At 69.6% G+C, this 24,614-nt stretch carries 19 protein-coding genes and 1 tRNA gene; 15 read left to right on the forward strand and 5 right to left on the reverse strand.

Features of this window, described 5'->3' with window-relative positions; genetic code table 11:
* Window positions 1–2: 2 nt before the first annotated feature.
* A complete protein-coding gene (locus tag AC21LY_RS15155; protein ID WP_489047337.1) occupies window positions 3–395 on the reverse strand; it encodes a hypothetical protein in 393 nt (130 codons plus the stop codon).
* Between the two features lie 62 nt (window positions 396–457).
* Between AC21LY_RS15155 and hisN the strand changes: the two genes are divergently transcribed.
* The 8 genes from hisN (at window position 458) to AC21LY_RS15195 (ending at window position 11,366) form a co-directional block, all read left to right on the forward strand.
* Window positions 458–1,258: a histidinol-phosphatase gene (gene hisN / locus AC21LY_RS15160; protein WP_489047338.1), complete on the forward strand. Its 801-nt coding sequence runs from the start codon at window positions 458–460 to the stop codon at window positions 1,256–1,258.
* A gap of 233 nt (window positions 1,259–1,491) precedes the next feature.
* Window positions 1,492–3,090: an acyl-CoA carboxylase subunit beta gene (locus tag AC21LY_RS15165; RefSeq protein WP_489047339.1), complete on the forward strand. Its 1,599-nt coding sequence runs from the start codon at window positions 1,492–1,494 to the stop codon at window positions 3,088–3,090.
* A gap of 10 nt (window positions 3,091–3,100) precedes the next feature.
* Complete coding sequence (locus AC21LY_RS15170) at window positions 3,101–5,098, forward strand: acetyl/propionyl/methylcrotonyl-CoA carboxylase subunit alpha (RefSeq protein ID WP_489047340.1); 1,998 nt, start codon at window positions 3,101–3,103, stop codon at window positions 5,096–5,098.
* The gene (locus tag AC21LY_RS15175) at window positions 5,095–5,868 is read left to right on the forward strand and encodes an enoyl-CoA hydratase/isomerase family protein (protein WP_489047341.1); all 774 of its coding nucleotides are present in this window, start codon (window positions 5,095–5,097) and stop codon (window positions 5,866–5,868) included. Before AC21LY_RS15170 ends, AC21LY_RS15175 begins: the two co-directional genes overlap by 4 nt.
* A gap of 1 nt (window position 5,869) precedes the next feature.
* Complete coding sequence (locus AC21LY_RS15180) at window positions 5,870–6,703, forward strand: TIGR03084 family metal-binding protein (protein WP_489047342.1); 834 nt, start codon at window positions 5,870–5,872, stop codon at window positions 6,701–6,703.
* Window positions 6,700–8,508 carry an acyclic terpene utilization AtuA family protein gene (locus tag AC21LY_RS15185; RefSeq protein ID WP_489047343.1) on the forward strand — a complete coding sequence of 603 codons (1,809 nt, stop codon included), beginning with the start codon at window positions 6,700–6,702 and terminating at the stop codon, window positions 8,506–8,508. The genes AC21LY_RS15180 and AC21LY_RS15185 overlap by 4 nt, the downstream gene beginning before the upstream one ends.
* Window positions 8,505–9,674 carry an acyl-CoA dehydrogenase family protein gene (locus tag AC21LY_RS15190; protein WP_489047344.1) on the forward strand — a complete coding sequence of 390 codons (1,170 nt, stop codon included), beginning with the start codon at window positions 8,505–8,507 and terminating at the stop codon, window positions 9,672–9,674. Before AC21LY_RS15185 ends, AC21LY_RS15190 begins: the two co-directional genes overlap by 4 nt.
* Window positions 9,675–9,695: 21 nt before the next feature.
* On the forward strand, window positions 9,696–11,366 hold the full coding sequence (locus tag AC21LY_RS15195) for an AMP-binding protein (protein WP_489047345.1): 1,671 nt from the start codon (window positions 9,696–9,698) through the stop codon (window positions 11,364–11,366).
* A gap of 24 nt (window positions 11,367–11,390) precedes the next feature.
* Here AC21LY_RS15195 and AC21LY_RS15200 read toward each other — a convergent pair whose 3' ends face one another.
* Window positions 11,391–11,978, reverse strand: a complete 588-nt coding sequence (locus AC21LY_RS15200; RefSeq protein WP_489047346.1) for a TetR/AcrR family transcriptional regulator — start codon at window positions 11,976–11,978, stop codon at window positions 11,391–11,393.
* Between the two features lie 200 nt (window positions 11,979–12,178).
* On the opposite strand from AC21LY_RS15200, the gene AC21LY_RS15205 reads away from it, so the two are divergent.
* The 6 genes from AC21LY_RS15205 (at window position 12,179) to AC21LY_RS15230 (ending at window position 19,433) form a co-directional block, all read left to right on the forward strand.
* Window positions 12,179–13,753, forward strand: coding sequence for an AMP-binding protein (locus AC21LY_RS15205; protein WP_489047347.1), 1,575 nt, complete (start codon window positions 12,179–12,181; stop codon window positions 13,751–13,753).
* Window positions 13,754–13,936: 183 nt separating this feature from the next.
* Window positions 13,937–15,313, forward strand: coding sequence for an acyl-CoA dehydrogenase family protein (locus AC21LY_RS15210; protein WP_489047348.1), 1,377 nt, complete (start codon window positions 13,937–13,939; stop codon window positions 15,311–15,313).
* A gap of 33 nt (window positions 15,314–15,346) precedes the next feature.
* Complete coding sequence (locus AC21LY_RS15215; RefSeq protein WP_489047349.1) at window positions 15,347–16,594, forward strand: acyl-CoA dehydrogenase family protein; 1,248 nt, start codon at window positions 15,347–15,349, stop codon at window positions 16,592–16,594.
* A 657-nt stretch (window positions 16,595–17,251) separates the two neighbouring features.
* Window positions 17,252–17,575 carry a transglycosylase family protein gene (locus AC21LY_RS15220; RefSeq protein ID WP_489047351.1) on the forward strand — a complete coding sequence of 108 codons (324 nt, stop codon included), beginning with the start codon at window positions 17,252–17,254 and terminating at the stop codon, window positions 17,573–17,575.
* A gap of 123 nt (window positions 17,576–17,698) precedes the next feature.
* Entirely contained in the window at window positions 17,699–18,934 is a 1,236-nt protein-coding gene (locus AC21LY_RS15225) for an MFS transporter (RefSeq protein WP_489047353.1), read from the forward strand.
* Between the two features lie 109 nt (window positions 18,935–19,043).
* Window positions 19,044–19,433, forward strand: coding sequence for a DUF3060 domain-containing protein (locus tag AC21LY_RS15230; RefSeq protein WP_489047354.1), 390 nt, complete (start codon window positions 19,044–19,046; stop codon window positions 19,431–19,433).
* Window positions 19,434–19,677: 244 nt separating this feature from the next.
* On the opposite strand, the gene AC21LY_RS15235 is transcribed toward AC21LY_RS15230, so the two are convergent.
* Window positions 19,678–19,751: transfer RNA gene (locus AC21LY_RS15235), tRNA-Met, on the reverse strand.
* A gap of 112 nt (window positions 19,752–19,863) precedes the next feature.
* Complete coding sequence (locus AC21LY_RS15240; protein ID WP_489047355.1) at window positions 19,864–22,815, reverse strand: UPF0182 family membrane protein; 2,952 nt, start codon at window positions 22,813–22,815, stop codon at window positions 19,864–19,866.
* Between the two features lie 89 nt (window positions 22,816–22,904).
* Between AC21LY_RS15240 and AC21LY_RS15245 the strand changes: the two genes are divergently transcribed.
* Entirely contained in the window at window positions 22,905–23,501 is a 597-nt protein-coding gene (locus AC21LY_RS15245; protein WP_489047356.1) for a PPA1309 family protein, read from the forward strand.
* A gap of 4 nt (window positions 23,502–23,505) precedes the next feature.
* On the opposite strand, the gene AC21LY_RS15250 is transcribed toward AC21LY_RS15245, so the two are convergent.
* Window positions 23,506–24,549 (reverse strand): YlbL family protein, encoded by a 1,044-nt coding sequence (locus AC21LY_RS15250; protein ID WP_489047357.1) that lies wholly within the window; start codon window positions 24,547–24,549, stop codon window positions 23,506–23,508.
* Window positions 24,550–24,614 lie beyond the last annotated feature (65 nt).

Consider the following 24,614-nt stretch of genomic DNA (forward strand, 5'->3'; position numbering starts at 1 on the left):
AGTCACCCAGGATACTGGCCCGGCCCGCCGTACGAGTCCGGTGGCGGCGTAAGGCTGCCGAGCTGCCAAGAGCTGTCGACCTTGCCCACCTTGTAGTACACCGGCAGCCGGTCCCCGACCTCCGGCCAGCGCTCGGCGAAGTCGATCACGAGCCTCCGGTAGACGTGCGTCGGCGGGGTGCTCGGCCCCTCGACGGTGCCGGAGACGGTGACGAAGGCCTGCCCCTTCTGATCGGGTTCGACGGGGCGCGGGCTCACGCCGCTGAGCGTGAGCATGCCGTCCTCCATTCCCGGTCCGGCGGGCGCGGTGCCGAGAGTGCCGCGCTTATTGCGCCGCCACATCACCACCAGCGCACCCAGCATCGCGCCGAGCATGAGCACCCAGATCCATTCCATATGTCCAGATTACCGACGGGGAGCCTCCCCCGCCCGCGGGCCGGCTCCGATACCGTTCTCGCATGTCGAACGCACCGTCGAACTCCCAGCATCCCGATCTCGCCCTGGCCCTGGCCCTCGCGGACGCCGCCGACGAGCTGACCATGGCGCGGTTCGGCGCCCTGGACCTGAAGGTCGACGCCAAGCCCGACCTGACCCCCGTCTCCGACGCCGATCTGGCCACGGAGACGCTCCTGCGCGAGCGGCTCGCCGCGGAGCGCCCCGACGATGCGGTCCTCGGCGAGGAGTTCGGCGGCGAGGCCGTCTTCTCCGGCCGGCAGTGGGTGATCGACCCGATCGACGGCACGAAGAACTACGTCCGCGCGGTCCCGGTGTGGTCCACCCTCATCGCCCTGCTCTCCGACGGTGTGCCGGTCGTGGGCGTGGTCTCGGCGCCCGCGCTGCGGCGCCGGTGGTTCGCCGCCGCCGGGGCCGGCGCGTTCACGCAGTTCGACGGTGCCGAGCCCCGCCGGATCTCGGTGTCCGGCGTGCGCGAGATCGCGGACTCGTCGATCTCCTTCTCGGACCTGTCCTACTTCCCGGACGCCGGATCGCGCGACCGCTTCCTCGCGCTCGCTGCCGACGCCTGGCGCCTGCGCGGCTACGGCGACTTCTGGAGCTACTGCCTGGTGGCCGAGGGCGCCGTCGACATCGCCGTCGAGCCCGAGGTCTCCCTGTGGGATCTGGCCGCCGTCGAGATCGTGGTCCGGGAGGCGGGCGGTGTCTTCACCGGCACCGACGGGACGCCGGGTCCGCATGCCGGGTCGGCCGTCGCCGCGAACCCCGTCCTGCACCCGCAGGTGCTCGAACGCCTCGCCGGCTGACCTCGACCCCCGTTCGTCCCACCGCACCCGCGCCCCCGGCGCGGGTGCGCGTCGTTGTGCGGATGCCCCACGACGATGACAAGAATCATTATTCACTACCCGCTCTTCTGACGGCCTGGTCGGCCCCTTGACGGCAGCAACTCCTCAGCGTTAGTGTATCGCCATTCACTAACCCTGTGATGCAAAGCACAGTCGCCTCCATCGCGCCGGAGGCCCGAAGGAGAGGCTCGCCGATGCCGGTCCTGACATCGACCATCGACCCCGATGCTGCTGACTACCGCGCCAACCGCAAGGTCCAGCTCGACGCGCTCGCGGCGTTGGACGCGCAGCTCGCAGAGGTGGTCGCGGGCGGCGGGGCGAGGTATGCGCAGCGCCATCACGACCGCGGCCGCATGCTCGCGCGCGAGCGGATCGAGCTGCTGCTCGACCGCGACGCGCCGTTCCTCGAGCTGTCCGCCCTCGCGGCGTGGGGCACCGAGTTCACCGTCGGCGCCGCGATCGTCACCGGCGTCGGCGTCGTCTCGGACGTGGAGTGCATGATCATCGCGCACGACCCGACGGTGCGCGGCGGCACCATGAACCCGTACACGCTCCGCAAGAACCTGCGCGCTCTCGAGATCGCGCGCGTCAACCGACTGCCCGTCGTGTATCTGGTGGAGAGCGGCGGCGCCGACCTGCCCACCCAGTCGGAACTGTTCGTGAATGCCGGCAAGATCTTCCACGACCTCACCGAACTGTCCTCGATGGGCGTTCCCACAGTAGCCCTGGTCTTCGGCAATGCCACCGCGGGCGGGGCCTACGTCCCCGGCATGTGCGACTACTCGGTGCTGGTCGACAAAGGTGCCAAGGTGTTTCTCGGCGGTCCCCCACTGGTGAAGATGGCCACCGGGGAGGACGCCGACGACGAGGCCCTGGGCGGCGCGGACATGCACACCCGGGTCTCGGGCGTCGGCGATTACTTCGCGGTGGACGAGCGCGACTGCATCCGCATCGGCCGGGACATCGTGGCGCACCTGAACTGGCGCAAACGCGGCCCCGGGCCCAGCCGGGAGGCCGACGAGCCGCTCTACCCCGCGGAGGAACTGCTGGGCATCGCGTCGGGCGACCCGCGCGTTCCCTTCGATCCGCGCGAGGTGATCGCCCGCGTCGTCGACGGTTCGCGGTTCTCCGAGTACAAGCCCCGGTACGGCACCAGTCTCGTGACGGGATGGGCCTCAGTGCACGGCTTTCCGGTGGGAATCCTGTCGAACGCACGCGGCGTGCTGTTCAGCGAGGAGGCCAAGAAGGCGAGCGAGTTCATCATGCTCGCCAACCAGACCGACACCCCCCTGATCTTCCTCCAGAACACCACCGGCTACATGGTGGGCACCGAGTACGAACAGGGCGGGATCATCAAGGACGGCGCCAAGATGATCAACGCCGTCACCAACAGCCGCGTCCCGCACATCACCATCAACATGGGCGGCTCGTTCGGCGCCGGCAACTACGGCATGTCGGGCCGCGCGTACGACCCGCGGTTCATGTTCACCTGGGTCAACGCGAAGCTGGCGGTGATGGGTGCGACTCAGCTCGCGGGCGTGATGTCGATCGTCGGAAAGGCCTCGGCGGCGGCCGCCGGCCGAGAGTTCGACCACGAGGCCGATGCCGTGCGGACCGCCGCGATCGAGAAGCAGATCGAGGCCGAGTCCCACTCGTTCTTCGTCTCCGGCCGCATCTACGACGACGGGGTCATCGACCCCCGAGACACCCGGGCGATCCTCGCCATCGCCCTGTCCGCAGCCCACTCGAACGACGTCGCCGGCCAGCGCGGCTACGGCGTCTTCAGAATGTGATTGGATCCCGATGACTCGCATCACCAAGCTCCTCATCGCCAACCGGGGCGAGATCGCCGCCCGCGTCATCGCGACCGCTCGACAGATGGACATCGCCACCGTCGCCCTGTACTCGGACGCCGACCGGGACTTGCCCTACGTGCGTCTCGCGGACGAATCCGTGCACCTGCCCGGGCTCGCCCCGGCCCAGACCTACCTGCGCGGCGACCTCGTCATCGAGGCCGCACGCACCACCGGCGCCGACGCCGTGCACCCGGGATACGGCTTCCTCTCGGAAAACGAGGGATTCGCCCGCGACTGCGCGGCATCCGGCATCGTCTTCGTCGGCCCGTCGCCCGAGGCGATCGCCGCGATGGGTTCGAAGATCCAGGCCAAGACTCTGATGGAACGGGCCGGCGTCCCCGTCCTACCCGGCTCGGTGGTCGACGACGCGACGCAGCCCGACGCCGGTGCCCTCCGCGCGGAGGCCGAGCGCATCGGCTACCCCGTACTGGTGAAGGCCGCGTTCGGCGGCGGCGGCCGCGGCATGCGCATCGTGCGCACCGCGGACGAACTCATCGAGTCGGTCACCGGCGCCGGCCGTGAGGCGGCGTCGGCGTTCGGGGACGGCACCGTCTTCCTCGAGAAGTTCGTCGAGAACCCCCGCCACATCGAGGTGCAGATCTTCGGCGACAGCCACGGCAACGTCGTCCACTTGGGCGAACGCGAGTGCTCCATTCAACGCCGCTACCAGAAGGTGGTCGAGGAATCCCCCTCCCCCGCTGTCGATGCGGCACTTCGCGAGCGGCTCGGCAGCGCGGCGGTGGCCGCAGGCCGGGCGCTCGACTACGAGGGCGCCGGCACCGTCGAGTTCGTGATGGCGCCGTCCGGCGAGTTCTACTTCCTCGAGGTCAACACGCGCCTGCAGGTCGAGCATCCGGTGACCGAGCTGGTGACCGGCACGGATCTGGTGCGCGCCCAACTGCTCGTGGCCGGCGGCGAGCCGTTGCCGCGCGAGGTGGCCGAGCCGGCGTTCTCCGGTCACGCCATCGAGGTGCGCCTGTACGCCGAGGACGTGGACACCGGCTTCATCCCGGTCTCCGGCAGACTGTCGCGGTTCGAGATGCCGGAGCTGCCCGGGATCCGGGTGGACACCGGGTTCGAGTCCGGCTCGCGGGTCAGCACTCACTACGACCCGATGCTGGCGAAGGTCATCGGGTACGGCCGCGACCGCGACGACGCCCGCCGCCGCCTCGCCCGCGCCCTGGACGAGGCCGTCGTCGACGGCGTGACCACCAATCGCGATCTCCTGGTGGGGATCCTGCGGCACGACGCCTTCGCCGCAGGCGCCACCGACACCGGATTCCTCGACCGGCACCCGCCCGCACGGCTCGCCGCCCGCGGCGATGTCGCGCACCGCACCGCCGTGCACGCCCTCGTCGCCGCGATCGCGGGGATGAGCGAGCGGCGCGCACGGACCACGATCCTGCCCGGACTGCCGCCGGGCTTCCGCACGGTGCGCAGCGCCGACCAGTGCGCGACCTTCGATTCGGCCGGTGAGCCGGTCGTCGTCTCCTACCGCGTGCACGGCGACCGCGTCGACGGCGCCGTCGGCGGCACCGCGTTCGCCGGGGTCGAGCTGATCGTGGTCGAGCCCGGGCGGGTCGACGCGGTCGTGGACGGTGTCCGCCGCAGTTACCGGATCGACACCGACGGCGCGGACCGCTTCGTGCGCAGCGCGCTCGGCGCGACCGCCCTGCGCGAGACCCCCCGGTTCACCGACCCCAGCGAGGCGGAGGAAGCCGGATCGCTGCACGCGCCGATGCCGGGCTCCGTGGTCCGGGTGGAAGTGGCCGAGGGCGACCACGTCGCCCCGGGCACAGCGATCGTGGTGCTCGAGGCCATGAAGATGGAGCACACGATCAAGACTTCCGCCGCCGGCATTGTCGCGAAACTGGTCGCCGTCGTGGGCCAGCAGGTGGACTCCGGCGCCGTGCTCGCCGTGATCGATGAGGAGGAGCAGCTATGACCGGGATCGAGGAGGCCGTCACCTACGAGGTCGTCGACGGTGTCGCCTGGCTCACGATCGACCGGCCCGAGGCGCGCAACAGCCTCAACCGGGCCGTCCGTGACGGGTTGTTCGCGGGCCTGCGCCGGTTCGACACGGACGGCGACGCGAAGGTCCTGGTACTCACCGGAACCGGCGAGAAGGCGTTCTGCGCGGGCGGCGACCTCAAGGAGATGGCCGAGGTGTCGCTCGGCGTCCCGCCGGTGGACTTCGTGCCGCAGATCGGGCGCAACATCGAGCTGAGCAAACCGACCATCGCCGCGGTGAACGGCGCGGCGCTGGGCGGCGGCTTCCTGCTCGCCCAGACGTGCGACCTCGCCGTGGCGTCGACCACCGCCACCTTCGGGATATCGGAGGTGCGGATCGGCCGCGGATCCCCGTGGGCTGCACCGCTGCCCTGGCTCATTCCGCCGCGGGTCGCGATGGAGATGGTCCTCACCGGTGCCCCCCTCAGCGCTCGGCGCGCCTACGAGATCGGCTTCGTGAACCGGCTCGCCGAGCCCGCTGAGCTGCGGTCCGCCACGCAGGAGCTGGCCGTCGAGATCGCCCGTAACGCACCGCTGTCCGTCGCGGCGGGCCGACGCACCATGCGCCTGACCGCCGAGTTGCCGCTGGCCGAGGCCTATCAGCGCGCCGAGGAGATCTGGGAGCCGGTCTACCTCAGCGAGGACGCTCAGGAGGGCATGCGCGCCTTCCGCGACAAGCGCCACCCCGAGTGGAAGGGCCGGTGACGTGGCTGTCGACTACCCCGACCTCCTCGACCAACTCGCAGTGGAGACGGCCGGTCTGACCGCCGTGCTCGAGAACCTCACCGACGAGCAGTGGGCCGGCGCCACCCCCGCGGCGGGATGGACCGTGGCCGACCAGGTCTCGCACCTGGCGTTCTTCGACGACGCTGCCGTCGCCGCGCTGGACCGGCCCGACGAGTTCCGGGACGAGGCCGCCGCCCTGATCGCGGACGGGCTGGACTTCCCGGACCGGATCGCCACTCGATACCACGGTCTGGCACCCGCGGAACTGCTCGCGTGGTTCGTGCGGAGCCGGGGCGCCCTGCTCGCGCGGTTCGCCGTGGCCGAGCCGGGGACCCGCCTACCCTGGTACGGCCCGGCAATGAGCGCGGCCTCGTCGGTCACGGCGCGCTTGATGGAGACCTGGGCCCACGGGCAGGACGTCTACGACACGGTCCGCGTGCCGCATCCGCCGAGTCGTGCGCTCCGCAGCATCGCCCACCTCGGTGTCAGCACCTTCTCCTTCGCACACCGCAACAACGGGCTCGCGGTGCCCACCAAAGGTGTCCGGGTCCAGCTCATCGGCCCTGACGGTGACGAATGGTCCTGGGGACCGGACGGTTCCGACGACCTCGTGCACGGCCCGGCGGAGGACTTCGTGTTCGTCGTCACGCAACGCCGCAACATCGCCGACACCGCCCTGCAGGTGCGCGGCACCACCGCCGCCGGCTGGATGCGCATCGCGCAGGCCTTCGCCGGCGCCCCGACGTCCGGCCGCCCGCGCCGCGGCGACGCATCGCAATCGATCGACAGCGAATCCACGGAGGCCCTCCGATGAACGAACCCCGGCGCCCGATCCGGATCGGCAACGTATCCGGCTTCTACGGCGATCGGCTCGCCGCGTTCAGGGAGATGATCGACGGCGGCCCCGTCGATGTGGTGACCGGCGACTACCTGGCCGAGCTGACCATGCTGATCCTGTGGAAGGCCCGAGCGAAGGATCCGGACGCCGGGTACGCCCGGACCTTCCTCACGCAACTGCGTGACGTGCTGGCCGATTGCCGCGCCCGCGGGATCAAGGTGGTCGTGAACGCCGGCGGCCTGAACCCGGCGGGGCTGGCACAGGATGTCCGCAACCTCGCGTCCGAACTCGGCGTCGGCGTGTCGGTGGCCCACATCGAGGGCGACGACCTGGTGCCCCGGCTCGACGCGCTCCAGGCGAACGGCAACCCGCTCACCAACATGGACACCGGCGCAGACCTCGCTGGCACCGGGGTCCGGCCGGTCTCCGCCAACGCCTATCTCGGCGGCTGGGGGATCACCGCCGCGCTGCGCGCCGGCGCGGACGTCGTGATCTGCCCCCGCGTCACCGATGCCTCACTGGTGAGTGGGGCTGCGGCGTGGTGGCACGGCTGGGAGCGTACCGATTTCGACGCGCTCGCCGGCGCCGTCCTCGCTGGACACATCATCGAGTGCGGCCCCCAGGCAACCGGAGGGAACTACTCACAGATCCACGAGATCGTCGATCGTCGCTACCCCGGCTTCCCCATCGCCGAAGTGGGCGCGGACGGCGCCTTCGTCATCACCAAGCATCCGGACACGGGAGGGCTCGTCTCCCCCGGCACAGTGACCGCCCAGATCGTGTACGAGATCAACCATCCGCACTACCTCAACCCGGATGTGGTCGCGCATTTCGACGACGCGCAGCTCCAGCAGGACGGCGCCGACCGGGTCCGGGTCAGCGGTGTGACCGGCGGCCCACCACCGGCGTCGCTCAAGGTCGCGATGAACTACGTGGGCGGCTACCGCAACACGATGACGCTCGTGCTGACCGGACTCGACATCGAGGAGAAGGCGGCGTGGGCGGTGGACGAGTTGTTCACGATCCTCGGCGGTAGGGAACAGTTCGACGAGGTCGACGTGCAGTTGCTCCGCTACGACAAGCCGGACCCCGTCACCGCCGCCGAATCGACTGCGCACCTGAGGATCACCGTCAAGGATGCCGACCGGGCGAAGGTGGATCGCCGGTTCTCCAACGCTGTGATGGAGCTCTTCCTCGGGGGCTACGCGGGGGTGCACACCACTACCCCGCCCTCGTCCGCGAGCGAGTTCGGCGTGTATTGGCCCACTCTCGTCGACACGGGCGAGGTGACACACACCGTCGTGCACGGCGACGGTACCCGCGAGGAGGTGCCGCACACCCCCGGCGGCCCGGTGGACCGGCCCGCACCCGCCGCTCCCCGGGCGCTCGAGGAGACCGGCGAACCGGTCACCGTCGTCCCGCTCGGCCGGATCGCCGCAGCGCGGTCGGGGGACAAGGGCGGCGCCGCCAACGTGGGCCTCTGGACCGACACCGCTGAACGGTGGGAATGGTTGCGCGCCACTCTCACCGAGGAGAGGTTCGCCGAGCTGGTACCCGAGGCGGCGGGCCTGCCGATCACCCGCTACGAGATGCCCAACCTCCGCGCGCTGAACTTCGTCGTGGCCCGCTTCCTCGGTGACGGCGTGGCCTCGTCGACCCGACCCGACGCGCAGGCGAAGGGCCTCGGCGAGTACGTCCGGGCACGGCACCTCGCGATCCCCGACCGCTTGCTCCCCACTCGGGCAAGCGGCACCGCACCGACCACAGGAGACCAGCGATGAGCCCCGACCGATCCGCCTTCGACGAGAGTGAGACCCACCGCGCGATCCGGGACGCGGTGGGCGCGATCACCGACCGGTTCGGGGCGTCGTACTTCGCCGAACGGGCTGCGGCGCACGAGCCCACGACCGAGCTCTGGCGAGCGCTGGGCGACGCGGGATTCATCGGCATCAACCTGCCCGAGGAGTACGGCGGCGGCGGTGCGGGGATGACGGAACTCGCCCTCGTCTGCGAGGAGACCGCCGCGCACGGCTGCCCGTTGCTGCTCCTGCTCGTCTCCAGCGCGATCTCCGGCGAGCTGATCGCCAAGTACGGCACCGAATCTCAGAAGCAGCGCTGGCTTCCCGCGATGGCCTCCGGCGAGACCAAGGTGGTGTTCGCCATCACGGAGCCGGACGCGGGCTCGAACACCCACAGGGTGAGCACCACCGCCGTCCGCGACGGCGAGGACTACCTGCTGCGCGGCACCAAGTACTACATCTCCGGCGTCGACGAGGCCGATGCGCTGATCATCGTGGCCCGCACCGGCACCGATGCCACGACCGGCCGCTCGCGGCTGTCGTTGTTCGTGGTTCCCACCGACGCGCCCGGGCTGGTCCGGCACAGGCTGCCCGTGGCGGTACAGGTCCCGGAGAAGCAGTTCACCCTCCACTTCGACGACGTGCGATTGGCACAGGACGCGCTGCTCGGCGAGTGGGACGAGGGCTTCGCACAGGTCTTCGACGGGCTGAACCCCGAACGCATCACCGGCGCGGCGGTGTGTGTGGGGATCGGGCGGCACGCGGTGGAGACCGCCGCCGCCTACGCGCGCACGCGCGCGGTGTGGGGGCGCCCCATCGGCACCCATCAGGGCGTGGCCCACCCGTTGGCGAAGGCCAAGATCGAGGTCGATCTGGCCGCTCTCGCGACAGCCCGGGCCGCCCATCTCTACGAGAACGGACTGCCCGCGGGCGAAGCTTCCAACATCGCTAAGTACGCCGCCGCGGAGGCCGCCATCGGCGCCGTCGATACGGCCGTTCAGACCCACGGCGGCAACGGCCTGAGCGTCGAGTACGGACTGATCCCGCAGTGGGGACTGGCCCGTCTGCTCCGAATCGCGCCGGTCAGTCGCGAGATGATCCTCAACTACGTCGCGCAGCACAGCCTCTCACTCCCCAAATCGTACTGAGAACAGATCGGAAGGATCGACATGTCCCTCGACGTGGAAACGCTGGTGGGTCGCCGTGCGGACGACCGGTGGAACCGCACCTCGGTCGGCGATCTGTTCGAACGGGTCACCTGGAGCACGCCCGAGCACCTCGCACTGGTGGGGCGCGACGGCGCGTACGCCGACCCCGACAACCGGACGCTGACCTATCGGCAGGCGGACCGTCTCGCCAACCGAGTCGCCAACGGCCTGTTGGCCCGCGGCGCCCAACGCGGAGACGTGGTGATGCTGTACTGCGACAACTCCGTCGAGGCGATCATCGCCAAGTTCGGCATCGCCAAGGCCGGGCTCGTGGCGGCGCCGGTGAACACGATGACCGCGCCCAACGTGATCTCCGGGCTCATCGAGCTGGTCACGCCGGCGCTGCTGATCGTCGACGGCTCCGTGCCCGCTCCGGTCCTGGAGACCTTCTCCGCGGCGGGCCTGACACCGACCGTCACGATCGGCATCGGTGGTGGGCCGGTCGCGGGCAGCGAGGACTTCAGCGCCTTCTGCGCCGCGCAACCCGACATCGAGCCGGACGTCGCGGTGCACGGCGACGACATCTGGCAGATCTTCTTCACCTCCGGTACGACCTCGGCCCCGAAGGGCGTGATGATCTCGCACGCCGCCGCCTACTTCACCGGATACGGCTTCGCCGTGGATGTGACCAGAGGCCTTCCTGTGGCGTCGGAGCTGGTGCTGTGTTCGTACCTGCCGGTGATCTACCACATCGGAGAGCTTCCCTTCACCGTCTCCACACTCCTGTGCGGCGGCACCTTCGTGGTCGGCCGCAAGCCCGACCCCGCCGCCATCGCGGTCGCGATCGCCGAGGAGCGGGTGACCGCGCTCTGGGGCGGCTCCCCCGCCATGCTCGGCGCCCTGGACGCGCACCTCATCGCGAACCCGGATCTCGACGTGACCTCGTTGACGGTCGCGGTCTACGGGTGGGCCGCGCTACCGCCCCACGTGCTGGCCTCGCTCCGCCCGCGCTGCGCCAGGGCATTCACCGTGTTCGCGATCTTCGGCCAGACCGAATCCATCGGCTGCCACCGGTTCTGGCCGGACAGCTGGCGCGATCTGTACGAACGGACCTCGCCGCGGGACAACTACGTCGGCCTCCCCAGCCCGATCCTCGCGTCGCGCATCGTCTCACCGCTCGGCGCGGACGCCGAACTCGAACCGGGCGAGCCCGGCGAGGCCGTGTACCGGTCGCCCGCACTCACCGCCGGCTACTACCGGAATCCGGACGCGACAGTGGAGGCCTTCCGCGAGGGCTGGTTCCATTCCGGCGACAGCTGCGTGGTCGGCGAGTCCGAGCAGCGGATCATGGTGGACCGCTACAAGGACATCGTCAAGAGTGGCGGAGAGAACGTCTCGTCCCTACGGGTCGAGGCCGTCCTCGTGGCGCATCCCTCAGTTGCCCGAGCGGCCGTCGTCGGCCTCCCCCACCGGAAATGGGGAGAGGCCGTGACTGCTCTCGTGGTCCGCGAACCGGGTTCAGAACTCGACGAGGCGACGGTGATCGCCTGGGCCCGCGAACGCCTCGCCGGTTTCGAGACCCCGAAGCGAGTGGTGTTCGTGGACACGCTGCCCGACACCGTCGGGGGAAAGGTGCTCAAGTACGAGCTGCGGCGCCGGTTCGCCGAGCTGTACGGGTCCACTGAGGCCTGACGATGCAGGCCCCGCATCGGCCGGTCAGGCGCGCAGGCAGGCCTCGGCGACCGCGGTGAGCCGCGCGATCTGATCCTCCCGGGGCAGCCCGCTACGGTAGCTCACCGTCGATTGGATCGCCCCGATCGCCGCGTGCACCAGGGTGCGCGCCGTGGCGTCGTCGAGTTCGGGGCGCAACTCCAACAGCGTGGCGATCCAGTCCTCGTTGTACCTGCGCTGCATCCTGCGCAGCCTGGAGCCGTCCTCCGGCTTCATCGAGTGCAGCTCGCGCCGGTACAGGAGCACGTAGAGACGGGAATCGAGGCAGAACTCGACTTGCGTACGGATCAGCGCGGTCAGCGCCTGCTCGACATCGGTGTGCTGGTCCACCACGGCGTCCGCGCTTTCCAGCAGACGAGTCATCACGTCGTCGAGGATCGCGACCAGCACCGCGTACTTGCTGTCGAAATGCCGGTACACGCCCGAGCCGACGATGCCCGACGCCTGACCGATGTCCGCCATCGACACCGCATGGAATCCCCGGGCGGCGAACAGCTCGACCGCGGCGTCGAGAATCTTCAGGGCGCGCTCCGGGTCACGGACCCGGGGGCCAGCCGTTGCACGGGGACTCACGGGGTCACCCTACCGCCCAGCCGTCGCTCCGGTGGTCGCCTCCGCACGTCGATCCGCGCGCCGGCGGCTTCGACTCCCCCGAACCTGAAGTGATCAGCAAATCACTTACCGAGTCCGGATTCCCTGAACCCTGGGACCAGCAACCCGGATCGTGCCAGAATCAGCAGAACTAATAACTCATCATTCACTAAGAGGTCGCCATGGCACTGGATGCGCTCACCGATAACCTCATCCATCGGGTCAACGTCGGAGACAGCCTGACGCGGAGCGCCGCCCGCGCGCCGCACGCGGTCGCGCTCGTCGAAGGCGAGCGCACGCTGACCTACGCCGAGTTCAACGGTCTCGTGAACGCCGTCGCAAACGGGCTCGTAGCGCGGAGCGTCGGCACGGGCGACGCCGTCGGACTGGCGTCCGGGAACAGCATCGAGTTCCTGACCGTGTATTACGCCTGCGCCAAGATCGGGGCGGTGTGCGTCCCCATCAACCTTGGATGGCGCAGCGACGAGGTGGCCCATGTCCTGAACGACTCGGCCGCAAGGCTGTTCGTCGTCGCTGAGTCGCTTCAGCCCGCCATGCGGGCCGCCGTCGAAGGGACTCCCGGAATCGAACGGGTGGTGGTGATCGGGACACCGGCCGAGTGGACCGCAGTCACCACGGAGGAGTTCACCGACCTGGCCGGCGACGACCGCACCGAGCCCGAACACCTCGTCGGGGACCGGGCACCGTTGACGTATCTGTACACCAGCGGTACCACATCGCTACCCAAGGGCGTCGTAGGTAACCACACCGCCGTCTACCTCGAGTCGATGACAATGGCACTCGAGGGACGGTTCAGTGCCGACGATCGCTTCGTGGCGATGATGCCGATGTTCCACACCGCGCAGCTGAACTGCCACTGCACGCCGGCGATCATGGTTGGCGCCGCGATCCACATCCTTCCCGGGTTCGATGCGGACACGCTGCTCACGATGATCGAGGACCGAGGCATCACCCAGATCTTCGGGTTGCCGATGATGTACCGCGCCATGCTGGAACACGAGACGATCGGCCGCCGAGACCTCACGTCACTGCGCAAGGCGCTGTACGCGATGGCGCCGATGCCGCAGGACATGCTGGAGCGGTGCATCGAGCGCTTCGACTGCGACTTCTACCTCCTGTTCGGCCAGACCGAGATGAGTCCGACCGCAACCATCTTCCGGCCGGAGAATCAGCTCACGCACCCCGGCGCCGTCGGGACGCCCGTCGTGAACGTGCACGCCGCGATCATGGACGCGGACGGCACTCTCCTCCCTCCGGGTGAGACCGGCGAGATCGTCTACCGCGGACCACACGCCCTGACGGAGTACTTGAACAACGCACCGGCGACAGAGGAGGCGTTCCGCCACGGGTGGTTCCACTCCGGCGACATCGGGCGGTTCGATGACGACGGCATTCTGTGGTTCACCGATCGGCGCAAGGACGTGATCAAGACCGGCGGCGAGAACGTCTCGTCGCTGGAGGTGGAGAAGGCGCTCTACACCGCCGAACCCGGTGCGGCCGAGGTCGTCGTGGTGGGACTGAGCCACCCGCACTGGTCCGAGGCGATCACTGCGTTCGTTGTTCCCCGGCCGGGCGCGCAGTTGCAGGCCGAGGCGATCAGGGAGGCGATGAGGGCGCACATCGACCCCTACAAGATCCCGAAACGGATCGTGATCGTGGATGCGCTGCCGAAGACCTCGACCGGAAAGATCCGCAAGAACGTGATCCGCGAGGAGCACGCCTCGCTGTACGACTGACGCCGCCACAGGCGGAGCCCATGCTGCACTCCCCGCCCCAGCACTTCTTCCCACCCCGCAATTCTTCGGCGATGCTCTTGGCACCGAACTTACCGTCAAGTAAGGTCACTCCTGACTGATGAGTAAGTTGACGGCGCGACACCCGGGGACCCTCTCGGCGACCTGCGCCGTCACGACGACGAGATGGTGGAGATGAGCACGTCAACCGATCCCCGGGACACCAGCGCCATCGGGAAGAACCCGATCCGGCGGAACCCGACCGGGCAGCTGATCCGCGCACTGATGGCCGTGGTGCAGACGCCCTTCGTGCAGAACCGCGGCCTGCAGGGCCTGGTGAACCGCGTCGCCTACGAGGGCACCAAGACCGGCTTCAAGGCGCTCGGCGCGGCCAACCGGACCTTCAAGGTGGTGGCCGGCACCGGCAAGCCGAAGCGGCTGGCCTCGAGCACGAAGTCGAACTACGACCTCACCCCGGACGACGAGCAGCAGATGATCGTCGACACGGTGAAGGACTTCGCCGCCGAGATCGTCCGGCCGGCCGCCTTCGACGCCGACGCCGCGACCGAGGCCCCCGAATCGCTGCTCGCCCGCGCCACGGAGCTCGGCATCACCATGATCAACGTGCCGGAGGAGCTGGACGGCGCCGGCAGCGACCGCGGCGTGGTGACCAACGCGCTGGTCGCATCCGCGCTCGCCCATGGTGACATGGGCCTCGCCCTGCCGATCCTCGCCCCGAGCGGCGTCGCGGTGACGCTGGCGCAGTTCGGCTCCGACGGCCAGCAGCAGACCTACCTCAAGGAGTATGCCGGCGAGTCCGTGCCGCAGTCCTCCGTGGTGATCGCCGAGCCGGGCGCTCTGTTCAACCCGTTCGCCCCCGCCACGAAGGCCACCCGTACCGCGGGCGGCTACGTGCTCAACGGGGTGAAGGCGATGGTGCCGCAGGCCGGTTCGGCCGAGCTCTTCGTGGTCGGCGCCGAGCTGGACGGCAAGCCCGCCCTGTTCATCGTCGAGTCCGGCACCGACGGCGTGATCGTCGAGGGCGATCCGAGCATGGGGCTGCGCGCGGCGTCGCTGGGCCGGCTCAACCTGGGCAATGTCAAGGTCCCGTCGACCGCACTGCTCGGCGAGGTGGATCTCGATACCGCCGCCCAGAACTACACCGACGTGGTGCGCCTGGCCCGCCTCGGCTGGTCCGCGCTGGCACTGGGCACCTCCCGCGCGGTGCTCGACTACGTGACCCCGTACGTGAAGGAGCGGGAGGCCTTCGGCGAGCCGATCGCGCACCGTCAGGCGGTGGCCTTCGCCGTGGCCGACATGGCGACCGAGATCGAGGGCCTGGAGCTGCTCGTGTGGCGCGGCGCCTCGCGCGCCGAGCAGGGCCTGTCCTTCGGCCGCGAGGCGGCGCTGGCGCGGAAGTTCGCGACGGACAAGGGCATGCGGATCGGGCTGGACGGTGTGCAGCTGCTCGGCGGCCACGGCTTCACCAAGGAGCACCCCGTGGAGCGGTGGTACCGCGACCTGCGCGCCGTCGGCATCGCCGAGGGCGTCGTCGTCCTCTAGGCCCTTCTCCTTCTGACAGACGAAAGAACCATCATGGCAATCAATCTGGAACTCCCCAAGAAGCTGAAGGCGTCGGCCGAGATGTCGCACCAGGGTGCGGCCGAGATCTTCCGCCCCATCTCGCGCAAGTACGACCTCGCCGAGCACGAGTACCCCAAGGAACTCGACACCATCGCGGCCCTGTACGACGGGCTGGCGGACGCGGGCCAGGCACCGTCGGCCGCCTCGGGCGACCGCAAGAAGGGCGACGGTGCCGAGGCGGACGCCGCCAAGCCCAAGCCGGTGGACGCCACCGCGGGCAGCCGCAACGGCGGCACCATGGAGTCGATCATCAACGCGATCGAGATGTGCTGGGGCGATACGGGTCTCATGCTCGCCTTCCCGTACCAGGGACTCGGGAACGCCGCGATCGCCGCGGTCGCGACCGACGAGCAGCTCGAGCGCTTCGGCAAGGTCTGGGCCTCGATGGCCATCACCGAGCCCTCCTTCGGCTCCGACTCGGCCGCCGTCACCGCCACCGCGACCCGCGACGGCGACGAGTGGGTCATCAACGGCACCAAGATCTTCGTGACCTCGGGCTCGCGCGCCGACCACATCGTGGTGTGGGCGACGGTCGACAAGAGCGCCGGCCGCGCCGCGATCAAGTCCTTCGTCGTCCCCCGCGAACACCCGGGCGTCACCGTCGCCCGGCTCGAGCACAAGCTGGGCATCCGCGCCTCCGATACCGCGGAGATCCGCTTCGAGGACTGCCGCATCCCGTTCGAGAACATCCTCGGCAGCCCCGAGGTGAACGTGGAGAAGGGCTTCGCCGGGGTCATGCAGACCTTCGACAACACCCGCCCCCTGGTGGCCGCCATGGCCATCGGCTGCGCGCGGGCCTCGCTCGAGGAACTGCGCACCGTGCTCGAGGACGCGGGCATCGTCATCGACTACGACGCGCCCGTGAACACTCTGCCGCACGCCGCTGCGGAGTTCATCCGCCTCGAGTCCGACTGGGAGGCCGCCTACCAGCTGACGCTGAAGTCCGGCTGGATGGCCGACAACAAGCTGCCGAACTCGATGAACGCGTCCATGGCGAAGGCCAAGGCCGGCCGCGTGGGCTCGGACGTCACGCTCAAGGCGGTGGAGCTGGCCGGCGCACTGGGCTACTCGGAGCGGACCCTGCTCGAGAAGTGGGCCCGCGATTCGAAGATCCTCGACATCTTCGAGGGCACGCAGCAGATCCAGCAGCTGATCATCGCGCGCCGCCATCTGGACCTGACGAGCGCGCAGCTCAAGTAGCAGAGGGTCGTTCGACGGGGCGGGGGGGGGGGGGGGGGGGGAGAAGAGGGCCTCTTCTTTTTTTTGTTTTTGTTTTCTCCCCCCCCTTCTCCCCGCAAAAAACCAGAACAGAAGTGGGGGGTGTTTTTTTGTGGGGGTTTCCCCCCCCCCCCCCCCCCCCCCCGCCCCGTTCGTCGTTCTGCGGATTCCGGTGCCACCCACGGCTTCCCAGTGAGTGATCACAGTCACATTTTCAGTGTGAGAGCTGTCACTTTCCGCTGGTCGTTGCCGTTGCTAGCTATCGCTAGCGATCGACGGCGTGACCTCGAAGGACTCTTCCAGCGACCGGTCGTGACCGAACCGTTATCAAACCGCGACCGTCTCGAAGCGGGGATGACATCGTGCCGTGAGCCACCTAGTGTTCATCTCGACCCGATCACGGGAACAAAACTGAATCCGCGAACCACCGCGTATGTGTGGGCCCGCCGCCGAAACGAGAGCATCTTCCTCGGGCGCCGGACCGCTTCACGAGTGACGCACCACGTCACCGGAGCCGGTTGAGCGATCCTCCTCAGCCCACTGCCGTGCCCGACAGAGAAGGCGCGGTCCATGTCTTTCCCCGGCACCTCCGCCCCAATCGGGCTGTGCCCTGGCATGCGCACCGGCGAAAGGAACCCCTTGAAGAACATCCGCAAGACCCTGGGCATGATGGCCGTCACCGGCGCGATCGTCGCCGCGCCCGTCGCCTTCGGCACCGGCGCCGCGAACGCCGACAGCGTGAACTGGGACGCCATCGCGGCCTGCGAGTCGGGTGGCAACTGGAACATCAACACCGGCAACGGCTACTACGGCGGCCTGCAGTTCAGCCCGTCGACCTGGCGCGCCAACGGCGGCTCGGGCCTGCCGCACAACGCCTCGCGTTCCGAGCAGATCCGCGTGGCGGAGAACGTCCTCGCCTCGCAGGGCATCGGCGCGTGGCCGAGCTGCGGTCGCCGCGGCTGATCCGCATCACACTCACGCCTGTGGCGGTCGATTCCCCGTGAATCGGCCGCCACAGGCGTTTGCGCGTCCCGACCCGTGCGGCCCCGTCCGGCGTCCGTGGGCGCGGACTGCCAGAATCGCGGGGTGCGACTGCGCGTGCTCCTGCTGCTGACGGGCCTGTACTTCGCCCAGGGGCTGCCCTTCGGCTTCTTCACCCAGGCGATCCCCGTCCTGCTGCGCGATGCGGGCCTGTCGCTGACCGCGATCAGCCTCACCTCCTTCCTCTACCTCCCCTGGGGCCTGAAGTTCCTGTGGGCGCCCGCCGTCGACCGGATCGGCACGCGCCGGCGCTGGATCCTCGCCACGCAACTCGGCTCCGCCGGCGTGGCCTTCGCCCTCGCCGCCACCGACCTCACCGGCTCCCTGCGGTGGCTGTTCGTCGCGATCGCCGCGATCAACCTGTTCTCCGCCACTCAGGACATCGCCACGGACGGCCTGGCCGTCCGTCTCCTCGGCCCCCGCGAGCGCGGCCTCGGCAACGGCATCCAGACCGGCGCCTACCGGCTCGGCATGATCGCGGGCGGCGGCGGGCTCCTCTGGATCTACGCCGAGAGCGGCTGGCGCGTGCTGCTGCTCACGCTGGGCGCCGTGATCCTGCTGTGCACGGTCCCCGTCGCCTTCCTGGCGCGCGATACTGGGCCCGACGGGGCGCCGGCCCCGCCCGAGGCCCCGTCGGGCCCTGTGAGCGGCCTGAGCGCGGCGTGGTGGCACCGTCTGCGCCGGCCCGGGGTGATCGCACTGATCGCGCTTCTGGCGGCCTACAAGTTCGGCAACGCGATGGTCTCGGCGATCGCGGGGCCGTTCCTGCACGACGCGGGCCTGAATCTCACGGAGATCGCGGTGGTGAGCGGCGCGCTCAGCTCCGTCGGTGCCCTGCTGGGCTCAGCGCTCGGGGGCTGGTGGGCGTTCCGGTACGGGCGGCGCGCCGCGCTGCTCGCCGGCGGTGCCACGCAGACCGTGACGATCGGCCTGTACGTGGTGGCGGCGCTGGGCATCGGCGGCTTCCCCATGGTGGTCGCGGCCAATCTCACCGAGCACGTCTTCGGCGGCGCCGCCACGGTCGCGCTGTTCACGCTCATGATGGACGCCAGCGAACGCGCGCACGCCGGCGCCGACTACACCCTGCTGGCGTGCGCGGTGGTCGCCGCGCAGGGGGCGGCCGGATTCGCGGGTGGGGTGTCCGGTGATCTGCTGGGCTACGCGCCGACCTTCGCGATCGGGATGGCACTCTCCGGTGTCGGCTGCGCCGTCTTCGTGCGGGCCCTCGACCGCGGCGCCGGGCCTCGATCCCTCACCACCTGGGCGCGTCCGGCTCGTTAGCACTGAGCTCGCCGGACGCGCGTGCCCGTGCGGCATCGTGTCCGGTCGCGATCGCAATCCTGGTAGCGTCCGATTCGCCCGGATCCGCGTTCGTAGAAGGACGATCGACATGACCAAGCCCCTCGCCCGTTTCGCCGCCGCCACCACCGCGCTGCTCATCGCCGGCACCGTCGGAGCGCCCGCCGCCTCCGCCCGGATCGAGCTCAGCGGGCACGATCAGGTGCGCACCCTGGCGTGCAACGACGACGTCGAGCTCATCGGCTCCTCGAATGCGATCGTCTTCACCTCGAACTGCAAGCAGGTCGAGGTGAACGGCCACGACAACACCCTGACGCTGCGCGACCTGACCTCGCTGAAGGTGATCGGCAGCGGGAACTCGATCACGCTCGGCTCGGCATCGTCCGTCGATGTCAGCGGCCACGACAACACGGTCACCTGCACCGGCTCGGCGAAGCCCACCGTGAAGTCCATCGGCGCGGACAACTCCTACCGCTGCTGATCCGGAACCTGGAGCCATGCGTGCCACGCATGGCTCCAGGTTCCGGATACCACCTCTGACCTGCGGGATTACAGCCATGCGTCCGGCGCATGGGAAAACGGATCGACCACGCCGTCTCGGATGCGGCACGTCGGCCGACGCCGGCAATCCATTCGTTGACCTCAGCCACGGCGGCACCGGATCTCGGGCCGGACCCGTGGAATGCGAAAGGCCCCCGGATTTCTCCGGGGGCCTTTCAACCTAGTAGCGGGGACAGGATTTGAACCTGCGACCTCTGGGTTATGAGCCCAGCGAGCTACCGAGCTGCTCCACCCCGCGTCGGTGTGAACACAACGTTACTGGAAGACGATCACGATGTGCAAATCGATTGAACGTGACGCTCGTCTCCCGGGCCGGGAAGGGCGTCGCCGCCCCGGCCCGGGAGCTGAGATCAGTTGCCGCCCCGCGCCTTCGACTCGGCCTCCTGCAGCTTGCCGATCGCGTCACCGAGCTGCTTCATCGCCTGGCCCACGGCCACCTGGTCGCCGGAGCGCTGCGCGGAGAGGACCGATCCCCAGGCGTCGGAGACGGCCTTCACCGCGGCCCGCACCTCGGGGGTGTCGGCGCCGGGCACCGTCGCCTGCACGGGCGGCTGGTTCGGGCCGGGCTGCGGGGCACCGGGCACCGTCTGCCCCGGGGTCGAGCCCGAAACGCCCGTGGCGGCCGTGGCGAGCGCAGCGTCGACTCCGCGGAAGCCCGCCTCCGTGAGCGAGGCGGCCACGGTGGGCTTGTAACCCGCGCCGGAGGTGACCGGGTTGAGGGTGAGCACCTTGATCAGCTTGGGCGGCGTGCCCTGCTCACTGCTCTTGGCGTACATCGGCCAGACGTACGCCAGACCGCCGTTGGCGAGCCCGATCGCCTGGAGATTGCCGAACTGCGGGTTGAGCGCGCTGATGTTGGCGTTGTCCGCGCGGTAGGAGTCGGACGCCTTGATCAGGTCGGCGGCCTGGCTCGGCCCGGCGGTGCGGCGCGCCATGCTGCGCACGATCACGCGACCGGCGTCCTCGCCGCCCGAGGCGACGGAGACCTGGGCGGCCACGTAGGGCTGATTACGGGGCTGCAGGATCGTCGAGAGCTGGAACTGCGTCGGCCCGCCGCCCGGCATGGCCGCGACCGAGTAGTACGGCGTCTGCATCCCGCCCTGGTCCCGGGTGTCCTTGGGCGCGTTCGCGACCTGCCAGATGTCGCTCTCCTCACGGAAGGTGTTGGCATCCGTGACGTGGTAGCGCTGCAGCAGGAAGCGCTGGACCTCGAACAGGTCCTGCGGGTAGCGGAAGTGCTGCTTGATCTCGGCCGGGATCTTGTCGCCGCCCTCGATCACGCCCGGGAAGACGTTCTTCCAGGCGTTGAGCACGGGGTCCTTGTCGTCGACCTGGTACAGGTGCACCGACCCGTCGTAGGCGTCGACGGTGGCCTTCACGGAGTTCCGGATGTAGCCCACCTGCTCGTCCGCCGGGCGACGCTCCGTCTGCTGGCCCGGTGCCGCCGCCTGCGGGCGCGTCCCGGTGGCCTCCGACAGGGAGGTCTGCTGCGCGTAGGGGTACTTGGGCAGCGTCGTGTACCCGTCGACGATCCAGACGATGCGGCCCGACCGCGAGTCGACCATCGGGTAGGTCTTGGTATCGACGGTGAGGAAGGGCGCGACCTGCTTGATCCGGTCGCGCGGATCGCGCTGGTAGATGATCTTCGACTCGGAACCGATGTTCGGGTTGAGCAGGATGTTGCGCTCGGTGAACTTGATCGCGTACGCCAGGCGCGTGAACCACGACCCGATGTCGACGCCGCCCTCGCCCTCGTACCGGGAGGTGAGCCCCTCGCCGTCGTACTCGCGGGCCTCGCCGCGGCTGCCGACGATCGAGTAGAAGCTCGGATCGGAACCGATGATCTCGCCGAAGTAGATCCGCGGCTGCGTGAGGGCGGGGCTGCCCGCCACGGCGTTCCGCGTGAAGACGGGCTGCCCGCCCGCGGTGTTCACCGCGTCGCGACTGCCCTCGCTGACCACCTTGTCGACCTGGCCCGCGGGCGCGGTGATCAGGCCGCTGCCGTGGGTGTACTGCAGGTGCCGCGCCGCCCAGTCGGTCGGGGTCTTCTCCGGGTTCAGCTCGATCGGCGCCAGCAGCACGTTCGTGGAGGAACCACCCACGTTGTACCGGTCGACGGCGAGCTGCTCCGGGAGCTTGTAGTACTCGCGCAGCGGGTTGAGCATCGAGAAGGCGGTGGAGACCACGTTCGGGTCGAGCAGCCGCACGTTCTGCAACGACGGCGCGTCCTTGGCCGTGAGGGTCTGCAGCGCTTCGTCGGTGACCTTCGGGTCGGTCTTCTCGTACTTCATTCCCGCTAGGCCGTACGCCTGTTTGGTGGCCTCGATGTTGCGGGCGATGTATTCGAGCTCGCGCTCGGTGTTCGGACGGACGGAGAAGGTCTGCACCGCCGCCGGCCAGCCCACGCCGACCACCAGCGAGGAGAAGAGCATGAGCACCGTGGCGATCGCGGGCACCCGCAGGTCCCGGAGCACGATGCCGAAGAAGAAGGCCGCCGCACAGATGATCGCGATGCCGGTGAGGATGGCCTTGGCCGGCAGCATGGCGTGGATGTCGGTGTAGTTCGCGCCGGTGAACATCGGCGACCGGTTCGAGTAGACGAGCGCGTACCGGTCGAACCAATAGGCGACGGCCTTGGTCAGCAGGAAGACGCCGGCGATCGCCGCGAGCTGGATCCGCGCGCCGCGCGAGAGGGAGCCCTCGCGGCCCGCGAGCCGGATGCCGCCGAAGACGTAGTGCGCCACCAGATTCGCCAGGAACATCAGGATCAGGCCGGCGAACAGGAAGCCGAGGACGAACTCGATGAAGGGCAGGGTGAAGGCGTAGAAGCCGATGTCCTTGCCGAACTCGGCGTCCGTCTCACCGAAGCTCTGCCGGTTGAAGAAGAGCAGCACCTGCTGCCACGAGGACTGCCCGAAGATGCCCGCGATCAGCCCGACGAGCAGTGCCGGAACGATCGCGAAGGTCTTGAGCTTGCTCGTCACCACGGCGCGGTACCGGACCACCGGGTCGTCCGTGGGCGAGGGCAGGAAGGCCGGGCGCACGCGGTAGGCCAGCCACATGCCCGCGAAGGTGAACAGCGCCAGGATCAGCCCCGTCACCACGAACAGGCCGAGCCGCGAGAGCAGCACCGTGCGCAGCACTCCCGCATGGCCCAGTGAGCCGTACCAGAGGAAGGCGGTGAACACGTCCACCACCCGCGGTCCGACCAGCAGTAGCGCAAGAAGCACCAGGGCCGACGCGATCAGGATCTTTGCCCGGCGGGACAGCGAGGGAATGCCCGCAGCACGAGGTGTCGTCACGCCGACCACTGTACGGATTGCCCGAGATGGGAGCAGCGTGTGCTCACCGACGGAGCACCCGGCCCGGCGTGGGATGCGATCATGGGCGGGTGAGCTACGACGAGCCGGAGCAGGTATTCGACGAGGCGGCCCTCGGCCGCGCCGCCCGCGAGGCCATCGAGTTCGTGGAACCCCAGGGCTGGGGCCAGCCGCCGCAGCTCTTCGGACTCGTCCCCACCTCCCTGCTCGCCACCAGCCAGCCGGACTGGGCCGACATCCTCGACGACGGTGCCACGCTCACGGTGATCGAGCAGGAGCCGCTGCCCGGCGACCCACGGGGCGGGAGCGCCGAGCTGGACCACGTCCTGGCCACCACCACCTGGCCCGACGAGGTCGTCGGCTGCGCGCTCGTGCAGGAGATCATCGTCCTCCCGCCGAACGCGGAGGCCGACCTCGACGGTGCGCTCGAACCGCACCTCGCCGACGCCGACGCCGCGGATCGCGCGGGCCGGGCCGCGGCCGAGAACCACCCCGACCGCCGCACCGCGCGGATGGTCGCCGCGGTCCTGCGGGACGGGCACCGGATCACCCTGCTCACGCTGCAGCCCGACGACGACGATCCCTTCGCGGACGCGGATCTGCTGCGCGCGGACCAGCTCGCGCCCGGCCTGATCCAGGGCCTGCTCGCGACCTTCGACGACGACTGACGGCTCAGCAGGACGGCGCCGGGCGCCCCTCGCGCACGTCGGCGAGGGCCTTGACCGCACCGTCGAGGTTCTCCACCTTGACCAGCTGCAGCCCCGCCGGCGGCGAGGACTTCGCCGCGGCGCAGTTCCCGGCGGGCACCAGGAAGACGGAGGCACCGTCGCGCTTGGCGCCCTGCAGCTTGTGCTCTATCCCGCCGATCGGCCCGACCCTGCCGTCCGCGCTGATCTCCCCGGTACCGGCCACGACCTTGCCGCCGGTCAGGTCGCCTGGTTCGACCAGGTCGATGATGCCGAGCGTGAGCATGAGGCCCGCCGAGGGCCCGCCCACCTGCTGGACCCCGAAGCCGATGTGGATCTTCGGATCCGCGGGGACCTGTCCCACCACGATGCCCAGCCGCGGCTTGCCGTCGGACTCGCCGAGCGTGACGGGGACCTGCACGGCACCGTCGGCCCGGCGGACCGTGACGGTGACGTTATCGCCCTTCTTCTTGCCCTGGAGCGCCTTGCTCACCTGATCGGCCGCGGTCACCGGCGCACCGTCGACGGCCTCGATGACATCTCCCTCGCGGAGCCTGCCCTCCGACGGTCCGCCCTGGCTCAGTCCGACCACGCCGATGCCCGTGGGGATCTTCAGGTACCGCAGCGCGGCGACGGTGGCGGCGGACTCCGAGCCCGTGAACTGCTCGCGGTTGCCCGCCTCGATCTGCTGGCGGGTGGCGCCCGGCGGGTAGTAGGCGTCGCGAGGCGCGATCTGCGCGCCGGAGACCCACTTGCCGAGGGCGCCGAAGAGGGTCAGGCCGTCCGTCACGGCGATCGTGGTGAACCGCAGCTGCCCGGCCGGGTGGTGCACCGGCAGGCCTTCGATGGTGATCACCGGGCGATCGGTGACCTTGCCGTCGGGGCCGCGCTCGGCGTAGCTGGTCAGGGTGTCGGCGGTGTCGCCCGGGCCGACCGCGACGTAGGGCACCGTCACGAACATCCCGAGCAGGACGAGCACCAGGAGCGGCACCAGCGCGGCCAGAGCGGTCGTGATCCTGCGTTCCGTCACGGGCACAGCGTAGCCGCGCCCTGTTCGCCCACAGCGTGACGCACGGGGCACCCGCCCCTGGACCG

This window comes from Tsukamurella sp. II2bb (genome assembly GCF_057815145.1).

Excerpts from the sequence above, each read along its gene's own strand:
- AC21LY_RS15155 (WP_489047337.1), bottom strand. The coding sequence starts at position 395 with ATGGAATGGATCTGGGTGCTCATGCTCGGCGCGATGCTGGGTGCGCTG.
- hisN (WP_489047338.1), top strand. The coding sequence starts at position 458 with ATGTCGAACGCACCGTCGAACTCCCAGCATCCCGATCTCGCCCTGGCC.
- AC21LY_RS15165 (WP_489047339.1), top strand. The coding sequence starts at position 1,492 with ATGCCGGTCCTGACATCGACCATCGACCCCGATGCTGCTGACTACCGC.
- AC21LY_RS15170 (WP_489047340.1), top strand. The coding sequence starts at position 3,101 with ATGACTCGCATCACCAAGCTCCTCATCGCCAACCGGGGCGAGATCGCC.
- AC21LY_RS15175 (WP_489047341.1), top strand. The coding sequence starts at position 5,095 with ATGACCGGGATCGAGGAGGCCGTCACCTACGAGGTCGTCGACGGTGTC.
- AC21LY_RS15185 (WP_489047343.1), top strand. The coding sequence starts at position 6,700 with ATGAACGAACCCCGGCGCCCGATCCGGATCGGCAACGTATCCGGCTTC.
- AC21LY_RS15190 (WP_489047344.1), top strand. The coding sequence starts at position 8,505 with ATGAGCCCCGACCGATCCGCCTTCGACGAGAGTGAGACCCACCGCGCG.
- AC21LY_RS15195 (WP_489047345.1), top strand. The coding sequence starts at position 9,696 with ATGTCCCTCGACGTGGAAACGCTGGTGGGTCGCCGTGCGGACGACCGG.
- AC21LY_RS15205 (WP_489047347.1), top strand. The coding sequence starts at position 12,179 with ATGGCACTGGATGCGCTCACCGATAACCTCATCCATCGGGTCAACGTC.
- AC21LY_RS15210 (WP_489047348.1), top strand. The coding sequence starts at position 13,937 with ATGGTGGAGATGAGCACGTCAACCGATCCCCGGGACACCAGCGCCATC.
- AC21LY_RS15215 (WP_489047349.1), top strand. The coding sequence starts at position 15,347 with ATGGCAATCAATCTGGAACTCCCCAAGAAGCTGAAGGCGTCGGCCGAG.
- AC21LY_RS15230 (WP_489047354.1), top strand. The coding sequence starts at position 19,044 with ATGACCAAGCCCCTCGCCCGTTTCGCCGCCGCCACCACCGCGCTGCTC.